17 protein-coding genes and 1 tRNA gene are annotated in these 15599 nt (G+C 65.0%); 13 read left to right on the forward strand and 5 right to left on the reverse strand.

What is annotated here, in order from left to right; genetic code table 11:
* Positions 1-148: 148 nt before the first annotated feature.
* From HB860_RS05790 to HB860_RS05805, 4 genes are all read left to right on the forward strand, one after another.
* Positions 149-994 (forward strand): DUF5718 family protein, encoded by an 846-nt coding sequence (locus tag HB860_RS05790; RefSeq protein WP_247626020.1) that lies wholly within the window; start codon positions 149-151, stop codon positions 992-994.
* Between the two features lie 129 nt (positions 995-1123).
* Complete coding sequence (locus tag HB860_RS05795) at positions 1124-1456, forward strand: YnfA family protein (protein ID WP_171273871.1); 333 nt, start codon at positions 1124-1126, stop codon at positions 1454-1456.
* Between the two features lie 34 nt (positions 1457-1490).
* Positions 1491-1952 (forward strand): GNAT family N-acetyltransferase, encoded by a 462-nt coding sequence (locus HB860_RS05800; RefSeq protein WP_162519116.1) that lies wholly within the window; start codon positions 1491-1493, stop codon positions 1950-1952.
* A 48-nt stretch (positions 1953-2000) separates the two neighbouring features.
* Positions 2001-2441 (forward strand): acetyltransferase, encoded by a 441-nt coding sequence (locus HB860_RS05805; RefSeq protein WP_247626021.1) that lies wholly within the window; start codon positions 2001-2003, stop codon positions 2439-2441.
* Between the two features lie 69 nt (positions 2442-2510).
* Here HB860_RS05805 and HB860_RS05810 read toward each other — a convergent pair whose 3' ends face one another.
* Both HB860_RS05810 and HB860_RS05815 read right to left on the reverse strand, forming a co-directional pair.
* Positions 2511-3893, reverse strand: a complete 1383-nt coding sequence (locus tag HB860_RS05810) for a DEAD/DEAH box helicase (RefSeq protein WP_247626022.1) — start codon at positions 3891-3893, stop codon at positions 2511-2513.
* A 267-nt stretch (positions 3894-4160) separates the two neighbouring features.
* On the reverse strand, positions 4161-4637 hold the full coding sequence (locus HB860_RS05815) for a glutathione peroxidase (RefSeq protein ID WP_247626023.1): 477 nt from the start codon (positions 4635-4637) through the stop codon (positions 4161-4163).
* 209 nt (positions 4638-4846) lie between these two features.
* Between HB860_RS05815 and HB860_RS05820 the strand changes: the two genes are divergently transcribed.
* Both HB860_RS05820 and HB860_RS05825 read left to right on the forward strand, forming a co-directional pair.
* Complete coding sequence (locus tag HB860_RS05820; RefSeq protein WP_247626024.1) at positions 4847-5455, forward strand: 2OG-Fe(II) oxygenase; 609 nt, start codon at positions 4847-4849, stop codon at positions 5453-5455.
* Between the two features lie 212 nt (positions 5456-5667).
* A complete protein-coding gene (locus tag HB860_RS05825) occupies positions 5668-6654 on the forward strand; it encodes a D-alanine--D-alanine ligase (protein ID WP_247626025.1) in 987 nt (328 codons plus the stop codon).
* 73 nt (positions 6655-6727) lie between these two features.
* On the opposite strand, the gene HB860_RS05830 is transcribed toward HB860_RS05825, so the two are convergent.
* Positions 6728-7156: a VOC family protein gene (locus HB860_RS05830; protein WP_247626026.1), complete on the reverse strand. Its 429-nt coding sequence runs from the start codon at positions 7154-7156 to the stop codon at positions 6728-6730.
* A 182-nt stretch (positions 7157-7338) separates the two neighbouring features.
* On the opposite strand from HB860_RS05830, the gene HB860_RS05835 reads away from it, so the two are divergent.
* On the forward strand, positions 7339-8115 hold the full coding sequence (locus HB860_RS05835) for a tRNA-uridine aminocarboxypropyltransferase (protein WP_247626027.1): 777 nt from the start codon (positions 7339-7341) through the stop codon (positions 8113-8115).
* A 596-nt stretch (positions 8116-8711) separates the two neighbouring features.
* Positions 8712-9491, forward strand: coding sequence for a TSUP family transporter (locus tag HB860_RS05845; RefSeq protein WP_202045833.1), 780 nt, complete (start codon positions 8712-8714; stop codon positions 9489-9491).
* Between the two features lies 1 nt (position 9492).
* Here HB860_RS05845 and HB860_RS05850 read toward each other — a convergent pair whose 3' ends face one another.
* Both HB860_RS05850 and HB860_RS05855 read right to left on the reverse strand, forming a co-directional pair.
* Complete coding sequence (locus HB860_RS05850; RefSeq protein ID WP_247626028.1) at positions 9493-10434, reverse strand: LysR family transcriptional regulator; 942 nt, start codon at positions 10432-10434, stop codon at positions 9493-9495.
* Between the two features lie 52 nt (positions 10435-10486).
* Positions 10487-11404: a DMT family transporter gene (locus HB860_RS05855; RefSeq protein WP_247626029.1), complete on the reverse strand. Its 918-nt coding sequence runs from the start codon at positions 11402-11404 to the stop codon at positions 10487-10489.
* A gap of 157 nt (positions 11405-11561) precedes the next feature.
* Between HB860_RS05855 and HB860_RS05860 the strand changes: the two genes are divergently transcribed.
* From HB860_RS05860 to HB860_RS05875, 5 genes are all read left to right on the forward strand, one after another.
* Positions 11562-12449: a helix-turn-helix domain-containing protein gene (locus HB860_RS05860; RefSeq protein ID WP_139434330.1), complete on the forward strand. Its 888-nt coding sequence runs from the start codon at positions 11562-11564 to the stop codon at positions 12447-12449.
* Between the two features lie 62 nt (positions 12450-12511).
* Positions 12512-12634, forward strand: coding sequence for a hypothetical protein (locus HB860_RS22155; protein ID WP_262110571.1), 123 nt, complete (start codon positions 12512-12514; stop codon positions 12632-12634).
* 76 nt (positions 12635-12710) lie between these two features.
* Positions 12711-14345, forward strand: a complete 1635-nt coding sequence (locus HB860_RS05865; protein WP_139434331.1) for an ATP-dependent endonuclease — start codon at positions 12711-12713, stop codon at positions 14343-14345.
* A gap of 103 nt (positions 14346-14448) precedes the next feature.
* Entirely contained in the window at positions 14449-15168 is a 720-nt protein-coding gene (locus HB860_RS05870; protein ID WP_247626030.1) for a hypothetical protein, read from the forward strand.
* A 267-nt stretch (positions 15169-15435) separates the two neighbouring features.
* Positions 15436-15512: transfer RNA gene (locus HB860_RS05875), tRNA-Met, on the forward strand.
* The last annotated feature ends 87 nt before the right edge of the window (positions 15513-15599 follow it).

The following is a 15599-nucleotide window of genomic DNA, read 5'->3' on the forward strand; positions in this document are numbered from 1 at the left end:
AAAATCCGCCCTGGTGCACAGCTTGCGGCCGGGCAACTGGGCGCCGCCTGGGGGCTGTGCTCTAATAAGCTCCCTCTTTGGCGGTAGTGCTGCCGCCCTGAACATAGACAACGAGGCGGCGGCCCGGGCCGCGCCAATGGAGCCACAGATGCAGATCACCAGATTGAACCGCTTTATCGGATTGGGGGTGGCGGGCAATTTCGCCGGCCATCTGGAGCAGGCCGGCGAGGCGGCGGACTTCGTCGCCGTCAAGGTCGCGGACAAGGTTGCCCCCAAGGCGCTGTTCCCCTTCTATGTGCCGGATCATCCGGGCCAGCTCGGCGTCTTCCCATTGAGCGGTGAGGCCATCTTCCTGCCAGAGGCGGCGGTGAGCGGCGACGAGAAGGTGCAAATCGAACCCGAGGTGGCGCTCTGGTGCGAGCTGGAGTACGCGGGGGAGCAGGTGGTGGCCATCCATCCCAAGGCGTTCGGCGCCTACAACGACTGCTCCATCCGTCGCCCCAACGCCAAAAAGATCAGCGAGAAGAAGAACTGGGGGGAGGAGAGCAAGGGGCTGGCGGCCACTCTGCTGCCCCTGACCCACTTTGCGGCGGGATGCGAGCTCGACGATTACCGCATCGCCTGCTATCTGGAGCGCGATGGGGAGCTGCACCCCTATGGCGTCGACAGCGCGGCGGTGGATTACAGCTACTTCCATCGGCAGCTGCTCGACTGGGCCATCGACAAGTTCAACCATCAGCAGGATGAAGGCCCGGCCGAGCATATCCAGGGGCTGCTGGCCCAGGCGGGGCGCCCGGCCCACGCCCTCATCAGCATAGGCGCCACCCGCTACACCCCCTTCGGCGAGACCCACTTCCTCGCCCCCGGCGACACCGCCTGCGTGGTGGTCTACCCGGCCAGCCGTTACGGCGAAGCGGATATTCGCGAGGCCATTGGCAGCCGAACCTTTGGCCCGGATGTCTCCGCCTTGCTCCAGGCAGTCAGGGTCCGTTGACGCCTCCCTTCCCCCGCGCCCGTGGGGGAAGGATCTCCTTCCTCCTGGCCTGCGCCGTCGCCGTGCTTACATAACCCAATGCGTTGTTTTAACATTCAGCCTCTGTCACCCCCTTGCTAGAGACCCATGATGCTGGAGTTCAAAACGATCGGGCTGTTTCTGATCACCGCGGTGGCCGAGATCGTCGGCTGCTATCTGCCCTATCTGTGGCTGACCCAGGGGCGGAGCGCCTGGTTGCTGCTACCCGCGGGCCTGAGTCTTGCCCTCTTTGCCTGGCTGCTCTCCCTGCATCCGACCGCCGCCGGCCGTGTCTATGCCGCCTATGGGGGCGTCTATATCTTCGTGGCCATCCTCTGGCTCTGGGCGGTGGATGGCATCAGACCCACCCTATGGGACTGGGTCGGCTCCGGGGTCGCCCTCACGGGTATGGCCATCATCATGTTTGCCCCCAGATCCGCATAGGGCGGCAGGGGCGCAGAAGATCAGGAGGGTTGTCATGGCGGTGATCAGAGAGTGCAGGGAGCAGGATCTGGCGGGTTTGCTCGGCCTTTACGCCGAGCTCAGGCCCCGGGATCCCGTGTTGACGCCATCGGTGGCGAGGGCGGCGCTCAGGCAGCTGCTGGCCGAGCCCGGGGTGCGGATCCTGGTGGCCGAAGTGGAGGGGCAGCTCGCCGCCACCTGCCAGCTCGGGGTGATCCCGACCCTGACCAACGGCGGCAGGCCCTTCGCCATCATAGAGCACGTGGTGACGGCCTCTGCGTTCCGGCGTCAGGGGTTGAGCCAGCAAGTACTGGCGCAGGCCCTGACCCTGGCCTGGGAGCTGGATTGCTACAAGGTGATGCTGCTGTCGGGGGAGGGGCGCGAAGAGGCCCATCGCCTGTACGAAAAGCTGGGTTTCAAGGCCGGCATCGAGAAGGGCTTTGTCATCAAACAGGCCGAGGCCAGGGCGATCCCCTGACGCTGGGCCCCCATTGCCAACGTTTACCAGAGATTGAGTCACAACATCATGAAGATTGAACAAGCGCAAACCGGGGATTACCAGGCCCTGATCGCCCTCTGGGAGGCCTCGGTACGCGCCACCCATCACTTCCTGCAAGAGGCGGATATTGCCACGCTCAAGCCCCTGATCCTGGCGCACTATTTTGCGGCGGTGGATCTGGTCTGCGCCAGGGGAGAGGAGGGGGAGATAGCCGGTTTTTGCGGCGTGCACGATGGCAACATCGAGATGCTCTTCATCGCCCCCGAGGCGAGAGGGGGCGGGGTCGGCCGCCTGCTGGTGGCCCACGCCATCAATGGGCAAGGGGCGAGAAGGGTGGACGTCAACGAGCAGAATGCCCAGGCCCTCGGCTTCTATCAGCACCTGGGTTTCGAGGTGACGGGGCGCTCCCCCCTGGATGGCCAGGGCAAGCCCTATCCCCTGTTGCACATGGCCTTGGCCGCCGAGTAAGGGCGCCGGAGCATAAAAAAACCGCCCGAAGTGGGCGGTTTTTTTGTGTCAGGTCGGCAAGGGGTTGCCTCACTCCTCGCTGGAGTTGTCCTGATAGTCGTCCCGCTGGGCCTTGGGCAGGCGGCGCATGGGGGTGAAGCCGATGTCTTCCCCCACGACCTCGCGCTTGCGGGCCGGAGCCGGCTTCTTGGGGCCCTTGCCTTTGGCCGCATCAGGCTTGCCTTTGGCATTGTTGCTCTTGGCGTTGGCATGGCCGCGGGCACGGGGCGGGTTTTGCACCGGCTTGCTGCCCGGCAGGGTCTGGCGGCTCGGCTTGCCGCTCGGCTCGTACCCTTCCAGGATCTCCACTGTCAGGGATTGACCGATCAGCGCCTCGATCTCCTTGAGCTGGCCCAGCTCGTCCTGGCTCACCAGGGAGATGGCCTCGCCGCCACGGCCGGCGCGGCCGGTGCGGCCGATGCGGTGGATGTAATCCTCCGCCATCTGGGGCAGCTCGAAGTTGATCACGTGGGGCAGTTGATCGATGTCCAGGCCGCGAGCGGCGATGTCGGTGGCGACCAGCACCCGCACCTTGCCCTCGCGGAAATCGGCCAGCGCCCGGTTGCGGGCACCCTGGCTCTTGTCACCGTGAATGGCGACCGTATTGAGACCATCCTTTTGCATCTGCTGGGCGAGGCGGTCGGCGATCTGCTTGGTACGCACGAACACCAGCACCCGCTGCCAGTTGCCACGGCCGATCATGTGGGAGAGCATCTCCCGGCGGCGTTCCCGGTCGACCTGGATGACGCGCTGGGTCACCTGATCGGCGGCGGTGTTGCTGGGATCCACCTCGATCAGGGTGGGGTCATTGAGCAGATCGTCCGCCAGCGCCTTGATGTCGTTCGAGAAGGTGGCGGAGAAGAGCAGGGTCTGCCGCTCTTCCGGCAGCGCCTTCATGATGCGGCGAATGTCGGTGATGAAGCCCATGTCCAGCATGCGATCCGCTTCATCCAGCACCAGCACTTCCAGGGCGCTCAGGGTGAGTGCCCCCTGGGTCAGCAGATCCAGCAGACGGCCCGGGGTGGCGACCAGGATGTCGACCCCGAGCTTGATGGCGTCCAGGTTCGGCTTGATGCTGACGCCGCCATAGGCGATCAGGGTGCGGAACGGCAGATGATGGGCGTACTTGATGATGCTCTCGCCCACCTGGGCGGCGAGCTCCCGGGTCGGGGTCAGCACCAGGGCGCGGACCTGACGGCGGCCGCCACGGCCGTGGTTGGCCAGCAGACGGTGCAACATGGGCAGGGTGAAACCGGCCGTCTTGCCCGTCCCTGTCTGGGCGCCGCCCAGCACGTCCTGACCGGCCAGAATGGCCGGGATGGCTTGCTGCTGGATGGGGGTGGGCTGTTCGTAACCCAGCTCCTTGACGGCCCGAAGGATATGCGGTGACAGACCCAGTTCATTGAATGACATGTTCGAGAGAAACTCCGAGCCTTGGGCTCAACGGGTGACGACAGCCTGGGCCCGTCACGACATGGAAGAAGGTGGGTAGCGGGTCAGGGCACAGCCTGATCCCTTCAGGCCCGTCCCGCGGGCGCTACGACACGAAAAAGATAATGGGCGCGTAATATAGCAGAAGTGACGCAGGCACGCAGTATCGGCGTCACGAATGAGGACTCGGGGCACAAAGGGGGCCTGCTGCGCCGATGGGAGAGGGGCCAGAGCCGTCCGTCGCCCGGCTCACAGCAGCCCCTGGATGGCCCCCGCCAGATCCTCGGGTTTGGTCTGGGGGGCGAAGCGGTCCACCACCCGGCCTTCCCGATCGAGCAGGAACTTGGTGAAGTTCCACTTGATGGCCTCGCTCCCGAGCAGCCCGGGCTTTTGCTGCTTGAGCCAGCGATAGAAGGGGTGGGCCTGCTCGCCGTTGACCTCGCACTTGGCCATCAGGGGGAAGCTCACCGGGTAATCGATGGAGCAGAACCTGGCTATCTCCTCGGCATCGCCGGGCTCCTGGTGGCCGAACTGATCGCAGGGGAAGCCCATGATCACCAGTCCCGCCGGGCCAAACTGGCGATGAAGCGCCTCCAGTCCGGTGTATTGGGGGGTAAAGCCGCAGCGGCTGGCCACGTTGACCACCAGCAGAACCTTCCCTTGCAGGGCGTCACCGGGAAACTCGCTGCCATCGAGTCGTTGCAGGGGGATAGTGGGCAAGGGCATGGCGCTCTCCTGAGTCATGGATGCAGAGGGAGACCCGTTTCGGGCCTTGTTTTCACGTTAGCGGGCCAGGGGCGGCGGGGCAAGGGGAAATCGGCGCCCGGGGCCAGGCCCTTATTGATGGCGGGACTTCTCAAGAGAAGCAATCCGGTTTGTGCCAAGGGGGGGAAGTCGCTACAAAGCGCACTCTCTCCACTCGCTGCGAGTCAATCTTGGACTATCAAGCCGTCATGGATGCCATTTACACCCGGGGATGGGTGATTGTGGATGATTTCTTAACCGCCGCCGAGGTGGATGCCTTGCGGGCCTGCCTGCCGGGGGAGTGGCAACCTGCAGGGATTGGGCGGGAGGGGCTGCATCAGGGCAACCCTGAGATCCGCCGGGATCAGATCCACTGGCTGGATCCCGACCTGGGCGCCCCCGTGGCCGACTATCTGGCCCGCATGGAGTCCCTGCGTCTGGCGGCCAATCGCAGCCTGATGCTGGGGCTGTTCGACTACGAGGCCCACTTCGCCCGCTACCGCCGGGGCGACTTCTATGCGACCCACCGCGACGCCTTTGCCGGGCGCTCCAACCGCCGTCTCACCTCGGTGTTCTACTTGAACAACGGCTGGCAGCCCCTGGCGGGGGGCGTGCTGCGGGTCTATGACAACGACGAGCAGTTTCTGATGGATGTCTCCCCCAAGGGGGGGCGGCTGGTGCTCTTCCTGTCGGAGGAGTTTCCCCACGAGGTACTGCCCGCGAGCGAGGAGCGTTACAGCATCGCCGGCTGGTTTCGGGTCAATGGCAATGGCGCCGGGCGGGTCGATCCCCCTCGCTGAGTCCGTTTCGTCCCGTTTTTGACACAGGCGCCGCGTTTTACGGGCCAGGATGGGTGGATGGCGCTCCCATCGGCTGACAAGGCTTCCTCTCCCTTGCTACACTGGCCGCACTTATGTTCGTATCTGGCTTCGCCCGTTGTTTGGTGCGCAGGTCGCGCAGCCGGATTTTCCCCGGCCATGACGAAGCCGCTTCTCCCAAGGGATCACATCTAATGAAGAACATGCATGTCTTGCTGCTGTGCGGCGGCGGTGGCGCCGAGCACGAAGTCTCTCTGCGCAGTGCCAATTTCCTCGAACAACAGCTCGGTCTTTTGCCTGGGGTCGAAGTGACCCGGGTCGAGATGTTTGCCGACCGCTGGCTCAGTGCCGACGGCCGCGAGTGCAAGCTGGGTCTGGACAAGCTGCTCTCCTTTGACAGCGTGGCCCGTCCGGTGGACTACGTGGTGCCCTGCATCCACGGCTATCCGGGTGAGACCGGCGATCTGCAATCCTTCCTCGAGCTGGCGGGCCTGCCCTATCTCGGTTGCGATGCCGAGGCGAGCAAGATCTGCTTCAACAAGATCAGCACCAAGCTGTGGCTCTCCGCCATCGGCATTCCCAACACCCCCTATCTGTTTTTGACCGAGCAGGGCGACGAGGCGCTCGCCGAGGCGAGAGCCGCGCTGGCCAAGTGGGGCAAGGTGTTTATCAAGGCGGCCTCGCAAGGGTCATCCGTGGGCTGCTACTCCGCCAGCAACGAGGCGGAGCTGGTACAGGGGATCAAGGATGCCTTCGGTTACTCCGAGCAGGTGCTGATCGAGAAGGCGGTCAAGCCCCGCGAGCTGGAAGTGGCTGTCTACCAGTACGGCGACGAGCTGGTGGCCACCTATCCCGGGGAGATCTGCGTGCCCCAGGACAAGTTCTACACCTATGAGGAGAAGTACAGCAGCGCCAGCCACACCGAGACGGCGCTCAAGGCCGAAGGCTTGACCCAGGCCCAGTCTGACGCCATCCATGCCTACTCCCTCAAGGCCTTCCGCCAGCTGAAGTTGACCCATCTGTCGCGCATCGACTTCTTCCTGACCGAGGATGGCGAGATACTGCTGAACGAGATCAACACCTTCCCGGGCATGACCTCCATCTCCATGTTCCCGAAACTGCTTGAGCATCACGGTCACAGCTTCGCGGCCTTCCTCGAGCAGAACCTGCGCCCCCTCTGAGGGACCGACAAGGCATGTCAACAAGCGAGGGGCCCAAGGGCCCCTCTGTCGTTTCTGCGGTGTTGCATGGTCCTCAGGGCTGCTGGCAATCCCCGGGGAAGGGTGTGAACAGCCAGATGTGCGCCCCTTGCGGATCGGCGATGAGCGCCATGCGCCCGACGGTGGGGATGTCCATGGCGGGCACCACCAGGCTGCCGCCATGCTGGGTCACCCTGGCGAGCCTGGCGTCCACGTCATCGACCGCTATGTAGGTCGCCCAGTGGGGCGGCACGCCAGCCATCTGGGGGCTGTCCCGGGTGGACTGCACCCCGGCCACCGGTCGGCCGTTGACCACCAGCATGGGGTAGTTGCCCCCCTCCATCTCCATGAGCTGACTCTCCCAGCCGAGCACCTCGGCGTAGAAGCGGATCCCGGCCTCGCCGTCCGGCACATAGAGCTCGTGCCAGGTAAAGGTGGATCCTTCGGCCAGGGCGTGCTCCCTGGCCATGTCTGGTTCTGCCATCTTGTCCTCCTTGTCCCATCGGCCTTCCCGTGCGTGGGATGATGGGATGAGGACCAAGTATAGAGCGGTGCGTCGAGCCTGTGCGCCTGGCTGGGCAGATGCCGCGCACCTTGCTCCCGGCAGACCCGCCCGCTACAATCTGCCCCCTTTTTCCCGCAGACCCTGTCGCCGAGCCGCGCCCCATGAAGCCCATCCCCGATCATGCCGTCAATCGCCTGCGCATCTGGCGCAAGAGCATCTCAACCCGTCCCTTTCTCGCCCGTGGCGGCAGCGTGCCCCGCTGCGAGGCCTGCCAGCTGCGTCATGCCTGGTGTGCCTGCGAGTGGCGCCCCGAGCTCAAGGCCGAGGCGGGCTTCTGCCTGCTGATGTATGACAGCGAGCCCATGAAGCCGTCCAACACCGGCCGTCTCATCGCCGATGTCTTGCCCCAGACCACCTGGGCCTTTCTCTGGAAGCGCACCCAGCCCCATCCCGAGCTGCTGGCCCTGCTGGCGGATCCCGCCTGGCAGCCCTATGTGGTGTTCCCCGCCTGCGAGAAGAACCCGGCCCGGGTGACCGAGCAGGTGGCCCTGGCCCCCGGCAAGAAGCCGCTCTTCATCCTGTTGGATGGCACCTGGCCCGAGGCGCGCAAGATGTTCAACATGAGCCCCTATCTGGATGGCTTCCCCGTGCTGTCGGTGCGGCCGGATGCGCTCTCCACCTATGGCATGCGGGTCGCCCACTGCGATGAGCACCTGTGCACCGCCGAGGTGGCGGCCTGCGTGCTGGAGGTGGCCGGGGAGCTGCAGGCAGGCCAGGCGTTGCAGCACTGGTTCAATCTGTTCAGCAGCCGCTATATGGCGGGTCGGGTCAGCCGGGCCCCGGGCGAGGACGAGACCTCGCTGTTGCAGGCCCTGGAGGCGATCAAGGGGGAGGTTGCCGAGCCTGCCGCTGAGCGGGGCGTGGCTGCGCTGGTTTAACCCTGTTCAGCTGCCGCTATATGGCGGGTCGGGTCAGTCGGGCCCCTGGCGAGGACGAGACCTCGCTGTTGCAGGCCCTGGAGGCGATCAACAAGGGGGTTGCCGAGCCTGCCGCTGATCAGGGCGAGGCAGCGCTGGCTTAACCGGTTAGGCTGCACGGCGAGGGCAGGGGACGGGCATCATAGGACAAGGTGATCGCCCCAAGTGCCGCGCCAGTGATCGGGAATGGGGGGACCGGATTCACCGCTTGCCACTGTTTCGTTAGCTTTCGCAGTCGATGCCAAGGTGGCGACCTATTGATGAAAATCAGGAATTGGATAGATCGCCTGCCACTGCGCCGTTCGCTTTGGCAGCCGATGGCAAGGCAGTGGCATCATTGATGAAAATCAGGAATTGGATAGATCGCCTGCCACTGCGCCGTTTGCTTTGGCAGCCGATGGCAAGGCAGTGTCATCATTGATGAAAATCAGGAATCAATTGGCTGCCATCGTTTCGTTAGCCTCATGAGCCCGCCCCCGTTAGGATAGCGACCTGCATTGTGCTCAAACAGGACACCCGGGATTGCCGCGGGTGGCCGCATCACACGAGGTTTATGGATGGAACTGGAACTGCTCACCCTGGTTGCCCTGTTCGGGGTCGCCCTCATCGCTGGCTTTATCGACGCCATCGCCGGAGGCGGCGGCCTGCTGACGGTGCCGGCCCTGCTTGCCACCGGCATGCCGCCCGCCCTGGTGCTCGGCACCAACAAGTTGCAGAGCAGTTTTGGCTCCTTCTCCGCCACCTGGTTCTATGCCCGCAAGGGGCTGCTGGAGTGGGCCATCATCTGGCCGGCGGTCATCTGCACCTTCATCGGGGCAGCCATCGGCAGCCTGGCGGTGCAGACCATAGACGCCGCCATCCTGGAGCGCCTGCTGCCCTTCCTGCTGATGGCGTTCGCCTGTTACTTCTACTTCTCCCCCAGGGTGAGCGATGCGGAGAGCCAGCGTCGCCTCACCCCCATGCTGTTCGCCCTGCTGGTGGGGGGCGGGGTCGGTTTCTATGACGGCTTCTTCGGCCCAGGCACAGGCTCCTTCTTTGCCATCGGCTTCGTGGCCCTGGCGGGCTTTGGCATGGCGCGGGCCACGGCCCACACCAAGCTGCTCAACTTCACCTCCAACATCGCCTCCCTGCTGTTCTTCGCCCTCGGCGGCAAGGTGGTGTGGAGCGTGGGCCTGTGCATGGCGCTGGGTCAGTTCATCGGGGCCCGCTTCGGCTCCAAGCTGGTGTTGATCAAGGGGGTCAAGCTCATCAAGCCGCTGCTGGTGACCGTCTCCCTGCTGATGTCCGCCAAGCTGGTGTGGAGTCAGTACCCCGAGCTGTTCAGCTGGCTGGTCTGAGTCAGCGCTGGCCTTGGCTCACCCGGGCGAAGTGGGCCCGGATCTCCTCGACCAGTCGCTGGATCCGCAGCCGCTTTAGGCTGCTTGGCCGATAGACCAGGTGCAGCGGCCGCGCCAGCCCCGGCAGGGCGCGCGCCCGTTTCCCCTGATCCCCCACCAGGGCCAGCAGACCGGCCGGCAGCAGCACTGGGCCTATGCCCGCCTTGGCCAGCTCGATCAGCGCCAGGTAGGAGTCGAGCTCCATGGCCGGCACCAGCCCGAGCGCGGCCAGGGGATCCCGCAGATAGCGATTGGAGGGGTTCTCCAGATCCATGGTCAGGATCTTGCACAGCGTCTCCTGCACCCGGGTTTCCTCACCCAGATCTCTTTGCGTCAACGGCCTGCCACTCGCCCCGTCTGGCGAGGCGCCTCTGTGATCCGGCTGCGCCGCCTCCTCCTGATAGTCCCCCACCAGATAGAAGGGCTCCTCCAGCAGCAGCTCGGCGCACAGGCCGTGGCCGGGGGGCAGGCGGCCGGCGCAGATGCCGAGCAGGGCATCGCCACCGCGCACCCGCGTCAGGATCACCGGGGTGTGGTGAGTGGAGAGGGCCAGGTGGGGATCCCGGCCAAGGTAGTCGTGCATGAAGCGGGCGAGGTAGCCCGCCAGCAGGGTCTCTGAGCAGGCGACGGGCAGGGGGGTCTGGTCGGTGAGGGTCTGGCTGTCTGCCAGCACCCCCTTCATCTCGGCCAGGCTCGGGGCTACCCGGGCGAGGAGCTCCCGGGCCTGGGGGGTGAGGCGAGTCTGGCGGCCATCCGGCTCGATGAGCCGCTTGCCAAGGCGCTGCTCCAGCTGGGTGATGCGCTTGCTCACCGCCGACTGGCTGATATAGAGGCGGCTCGCGACCTTGGCCATGGTGCCCTCGCTCGCCAGCAGGCAGAGTGTCTCCAGCCCTTCCAGTAACATGCTTCCTCCGTTCAACCGCTGTTGGGAGGGTTTACCTTAGGGGCTGCCGGCATCAGGGGCAAGTACCGTTTGTAGCCCTCGATAACGGCCAGCGCCACTCCCTGACGGGCGGGGCGAAGATCACCAGGTTGCCGACCAGGCTCACCACCACACCGACGATGGAGACCGTCTGCCAGACGAAGCCCTCATAGAGGGTGGAGAGACTCAGCGCCACCAGGGGGAACAGCACGGTGGCATAGGCGGCCTTGCTGGCGCCGATGCGCCCCACCAGGGTGAGGTAGGCGGTGAAGGCGATGACGGAGCCGAAGATGGCCAGATAGACCATGGCCGCGAGGTAGCGGGGCTCGGTCGGCAGGGTCAGGGACTGACCGAGCACCATGACCCAGCCCAGCAGCAGCGCCACCCCGTACACCATGCCCCAGGGCACCATCTGCAACACCTGATAGCCCTGGCGCTGGCCACGGGCAGAGACAAGGTTCCCGAGGGAGAAGCAGAGGGTGCCGCCGCAGGCGAATAGCAGCCCCTTCCAGCCGTTTGCACCCAGTTGCGCATCCGCCAGCACGGGCCAGAACAGCAGCAGTGTGCCCATGAGCCCCAGCAGCGACCCCTGCAACCAGCGCAGGCCCGGGCGCTTGCCCTCGAACAGCCAGAGGTTGAGGCCGTTGAAGATGCTGGCGCTGGCGAAGATCACCGCCGACAGGCCGCTCGGGATATAGAGGGTGGCGTGGTAGAAGCAGAGAAAGTTGGTGGAGAAGAGCAGGGCGCCGAGCAGGGCCGCATAACGCTGGCCCGCCCAGGGCAGGCGCGGGAACTTGCCGCTTAACGTGAGCAGGGCAAAGAGCGCCAGCGCCGCCAGGGCGAAGCGGTAGAGCACCGAGACCTCGATGGGAATGGGGCCGAGCTGCCAGGCGATGGCGATCCAGGTACTGCCCCAGATGAGGACGGTGGAAACATACAGCAGGAGATTCATAAGCGGATCCGATGAAAAGGGGAGTGACATGGGGATCAGCATGGGCCCGATGGTCCGCCCTGGCTTGCACCATCTTGCGGTTTTTTGTGGCCGGCAGCAGCGCTTGGCGAGCAGCCGCGATAAGATGACGGCACGGGAACAAGGATGAGGCAGACAGGTGCAGCAGAGACGACAGGCGGGGGTGTTCGATGCTCTGGTCAGCACGGGGGCGCGGCTGGAGGACTCCTGCTGGCTGGAGCCCGGGCTCGGGGTGGCCAGCTGGCGCAACCGCTACGATCAGACCCGCTACCACAAGCCGGGTCACCACACCATCAGCGTCTATCTGCAGGGGGGCGAGCAGACCGAGCGCCTCGACGGTCCCGGCGGCCACGGCGGCACCGGCAAGGTGTGCATCATGCCGGATCACCACAGATCCGAATGGCTGGTGCGCGAGGAGTTTCGCTTCTTCCACCTCTACTTCACCCCTGAGCACCTCTGCCGCATCGCCGAACAGGTGTGCGACAAGGAGGGGCGCCACCTGGTGTTGCAGGACAAGACCTTCATCGAGGATCCCCAGGCTGCGGCCCTGGTGCAGGCACAGCTGATGAAGCTGGACTGGCAGCACGGGGTCGATCGCATGGCGCTCTCCCACGGCGCCTGGATGCTGATGCTCCATGCCTATCGCCACCATACCCGGGAGGCACCTGGGCTCCCCGAGGTGCGGGGCGGCCTGGCTCCCGCGGTGATCCGGCGGGTGCAGGAGTATCTGCTGGCCCACCTGGCCGAGCCCGTCACCTTGAGCGAGCTCGCCCGGGAGGCGGGCCTGAGCGAATATCACTTCGCCCGCATGTTCGGCCAGAGCCTGGGTTGCCCGCCCCACCGCTACCTGCAGGGGCTGCGGCTGCAGCGGGCCAAGCAGTTGCTGGCGGGAAGCGATCCCCTGGCCAGCATCGCCGCCCAGTGCGGCTTCTCCTCCCAGGCCCATTTTGGCAATCGCTTTCGGGAGGCCTTCGGCCTGAGCCCGGGGCAGTGGCGGGCCCAATTGTCATTCTCCTGTCACAGATAACGCTGAGACTCTGGGTAAAAGAGGTGTACCCTCTACCACTTACCCATAAAAAGGAATGCCCATTGAATCATCGCAAACGTCAGACCCGCACCCGCCACCTCTGGTTCAGCCACTGGAATGCCCCTCAGGATCGCGCCTGCCTGCCCACCCCTCCCGAACCCGTAGTGCCTCACAGTTCCCGCTGAAAACCCCAAGACCCGATAGGATTTTTCCGGCAACTTTGCCACTATTGCGCCATCAGGATGGACTGGATATGGCCGCATGTTTCTGGAACGCATTGAAGTCAAAGGTTTTCGCGGGATAAATCGGCTCTCGCTCGGGCTGGATCACACCACGGTGCTCATCGGTGAGAATGCCTGGGGCAAGTCCAGCCTGCTGCGTGCCCTCTGGTGCCTGCTGGGGGATGCCGAACCCTATCAATTCAGTCGCGATGATTTCCATCAGCCCGAAGATCCCGAGCTGAGCCCGTCGCGCACCCTGCAACTGGTGCTCACCTTCAGCGAGTACCGCCCCCAGATGTGCCAGCACTCCCGCCGATTGGCGCGCCTTGGCGCGGCCTGGATCCCCCACAGGGACAAGTTCCACCGTATCCACTATCGCGCCAGCGCCGAGCTGCTGGACGATGGCAGCGTGCAGAGCACCCATGACTTTCTCGACGGCATCGGCAAGAGCCTGACCATCGACAACAACGAGGAGCTGGTGCGCCTGCTCATCACCATGAACCCCGTGTTCCGGCTGCGGGATGCCCGTACCGCCCGGGACGGCATAGAGCGGCTGCCCTGGGACGATCTCTCCGAGCAGCGGCTCGGGGAGCTCGCCGGCAAGCTGACTGACGAGCCCCAGCGCATCGGCGAACCCGAGCTGAAAGAGGCGCTGCAGGCGGTGCAGCAGTTGATGGAGCACTACTTCAGCGCCCTGGCCCCCATCAAGCACAAGCCCCGCAGCCAGCGGGAGATCGTCAATCGCCCCATGACCCTGCGCAACCCCGGCAACTTGCAGGTGCTGCTGCGCAATGCGGACAACCGGGCCCTGCAACTGGCCATGGCAGGTATGGCCGCCATGCTGCTCCATGCCCGCGGCAACCGCGAGCTGGAGGAGGGGGCCAGGCCCATACTGATGCTGGAAGATCCCGAGAGCCGCCTGCACCCCACCATGCTGGCCCTGGCCTGGGGCCTGCTCGAGCAGTTGCCCGGCCAGAAGCTGCTCACCACCAACTCGGGAGATCTGCTCTCTTCCCTGCCGCTCAACCAAGTGCGCCGCCTGGTGCGCCGCCAGCATGACATCCTCTGCCACCAGTTGGGGGGGGAGCGTTACAGCAGCGACGACTTGCGCAAAATCGCCTTCCACGTGCGGATCAACAGGCCCATGTCGATGTTTGCCCGCTGCTGGTTGCTGGTGGAGGGGGAGACAGAGATCTGGCTGCTCTCCGAGCTCGCCCAGATCTGCGGCTACAGCCTGCGGGCGGAAGGGGTGCGCATCATAGAATTTGCCCAGTGCGGTCAGGCCCCCCTCATCAAGGTGGCCCGGGACTTTGGCATAGAGTGGCACCTGCTCACCGACGGCGACGAGGCGGGCGCCAAGTACGCGAGCTCCGCCCGCTCATTGCTCAAGGGGGAGAGGGAGCGGGACAGGATCACCCAGCTGCCCTCGGCGGACATAGAGCACTACCTCTACCAGAACGGATTCGAGGCGGTGTTCAGGCGCGAGGCCGGGGTCGGGGGGCGCTCCACCCTCAACGCCGGGCGCATCATTGCCAAGGCCATCCATCACCGCAGCAAGCCCGGCCTGGCCCTGGCCGTGGTGGAGGAGGCGGAGCGCCTTGGCAGCGAGCACATTCCTCCCATGCTCAAGCAGATGTTCTCGCGGGTGGTCGCCCTGGCTCGCGGCCAGAGCTAGTCTCGCAGGCGTTGGGGATGGGGGCGGGTTTGGGTATACTCGCCCCTTGTTTTTTGTTGCCGTGGCCCCTTGGCCCTGTCCTCTGTTTGCTGCCGGAGACCCTATGTTCGTCCAACTTCCTTTTTGGCTCTTTTCCCTGACCGGCCTGATGGCCCTGGGGGCCCTGATCGCGCTCGGGATCGTCTTGTGGCGCGGGGATCTCTGCCCGGGCCAGCGCTCGCGGATCACCAACCAGCTCTTCTCCATCTGGGTGATCACCGGCCTCTCCCTGATGCTGGGGATCGAAGCCGGGGTGACCGGCTGGCTTCCCTGGTGCGGGGGCGCCGCCCTGATCCTGGGGATAGGGCTCTCCCTGGCCCAGTCGCGCCTCGAGGGCAAGCGCGCCATCCCCGCCACTCTGCTGTGGCTGCCCGCCATGCCGCTCGCCCTCTATGGCCTGGGTCTGCTGCAGATCCAGGGCTGGCTGAACGGTGTGCTGCAGATGGTGCTGCTGGGCTCGGCCTTCGCCCACCTGATGCTGCTGCGTGCCCGCCACCGCCTGCAGGCATTCAACCTGCTGCTGCCGCTGGCGGGGCTGCTGGCCGCCATGCTGAGCCTGATCTGGCTGGCGGTGCTGGTGAGCGGGCAGGACAATGGCGCCGGGCTGGATGCCCTGATCCCCGGGGTGCTGACCCAGGCGGGCTTGCTCATCGCCGCCCTGCTGCTCTGGTTCAGCCCCATCTACCGGCAGCAGGAGACGGCCCCCGTGGTGCTGTCCGTGACCCTGTGCGGTCTCATCATCGCCCAGATAGCGGCGACCAGCGTGCTGCACCAGCTGGCCTGAGTCGCACAGTGGCAAGTCTGGGAGCAAGCCCGCGCCTGTATAGACGCGGGCTTTTTCATACATATAGAGGGGAATGGCACGCCGGATCCGGCAGCGCAACCTTGGCAGGCGAGGGCAGTGAGCGGCAAGGAAAGCACCTAGTTGACTGAAAAAAATACGGTTTGTTGCAAAAGAACACAGGATGTGATGGTTTAATCCCCGGATAAACTTTTTTTAGGATAATTACTTGCAATCTCAGCGTTGGAGCCTATTATTGGCCCCCTCAGACGCGGGGTGGAGCAGTTCGGTAGCTCGTCGGGCTCATAACCCGAAGGTCGTCGGTTCAAATCCGGCCCCCGCAACCAACTATTTGTCCTCATGGCTCGGTGTTCCGCAGCGGTGAGACGAAGACGCAAGCTGCTACTGCTCGGCAACTTGCGGGCAAGGTCCGG

Source organism: Aeromonas genomosp. paramedia, from assembly GCF_023093515.1.
Classification (GTDB): Bacteria; Pseudomonadota; Gammaproteobacteria; order Enterobacterales; family Aeromonadaceae; genus Aeromonas.

Excerpts from the sequence above, each read along its gene's own strand:
- HB860_RS05790 (WP_247626020.1), top strand. The coding sequence starts at position 149 with ATGCAGATCACCAGATTGAACCGCTTTATCGGATTGGGGGTGGCGGGC.
- HB860_RS05795 (WP_171273871.1), top strand. The coding sequence starts at position 1,124 with ATGCTGGAGTTCAAAACGATCGGGCTGTTTCTGATCACCGCGGTGGCC.
- HB860_RS05800 (WP_162519116.1), top strand. The coding sequence starts at position 1,491 with ATGGCGGTGATCAGAGAGTGCAGGGAGCAGGATCTGGCGGGTTTGCTC.
- HB860_RS05805 (WP_247626021.1), top strand. The coding sequence starts at position 2,001 with ATGAAGATTGAACAAGCGCAAACCGGGGATTACCAGGCCCTGATCGCC.
- HB860_RS05810 (WP_247626022.1), bottom strand. The coding sequence starts at position 3,893 with ATGTCATTCAATGAACTGGGTCTGTCACCGCATATCCTTCGGGCCGTC.
- HB860_RS05815 (WP_247626023.1), bottom strand. The coding sequence starts at position 4,637 with ATGCCCTTGCCCACTATCCCCCTGCAACGACTCGATGGCAGCGAGTTT.
- HB860_RS05825 (WP_247626025.1), top strand. The coding sequence starts at position 5,668 with ATGAAGAACATGCATGTCTTGCTGCTGTGCGGCGGCGGTGGCGCCGAG.
- HB860_RS05830 (WP_247626026.1), bottom strand. The coding sequence starts at position 7,156 with ATGGCAGAACCAGACATGGCCAGGGAGCACGCCCTGGCCGAAGGATCC.
- HB860_RS05835 (WP_247626027.1), top strand. The coding sequence starts at position 7,339 with ATGAAGCCCATCCCCGATCATGCCGTCAATCGCCTGCGCATCTGGCGC.
- HB860_RS05845 (WP_202045833.1), top strand. The coding sequence starts at position 8,712 with ATGGAACTGGAACTGCTCACCCTGGTTGCCCTGTTCGGGGTCGCCCTC.
- HB860_RS05850 (WP_247626028.1), bottom strand. The coding sequence starts at position 10,434 with ATGTTACTGGAAGGGCTGGAGACACTCTGCCTGCTGGCGAGCGAGGGC.
- HB860_RS05855 (WP_247626029.1), bottom strand. The coding sequence starts at position 11,404 with ATGAATCTCCTGCTGTATGTTTCCACCGTCCTCATCTGGGGCAGTACC.
- HB860_RS05865 (WP_139434331.1), top strand. The coding sequence starts at position 12,711 with ATGTTTCTGGAACGCATTGAAGTCAAAGGTTTTCGCGGGATAAATCGG.
- HB860_RS05870 (WP_247626030.1), top strand. The coding sequence starts at position 14,449 with ATGTTCGTCCAACTTCCTTTTTGGCTCTTTTCCCTGACCGGCCTGATG.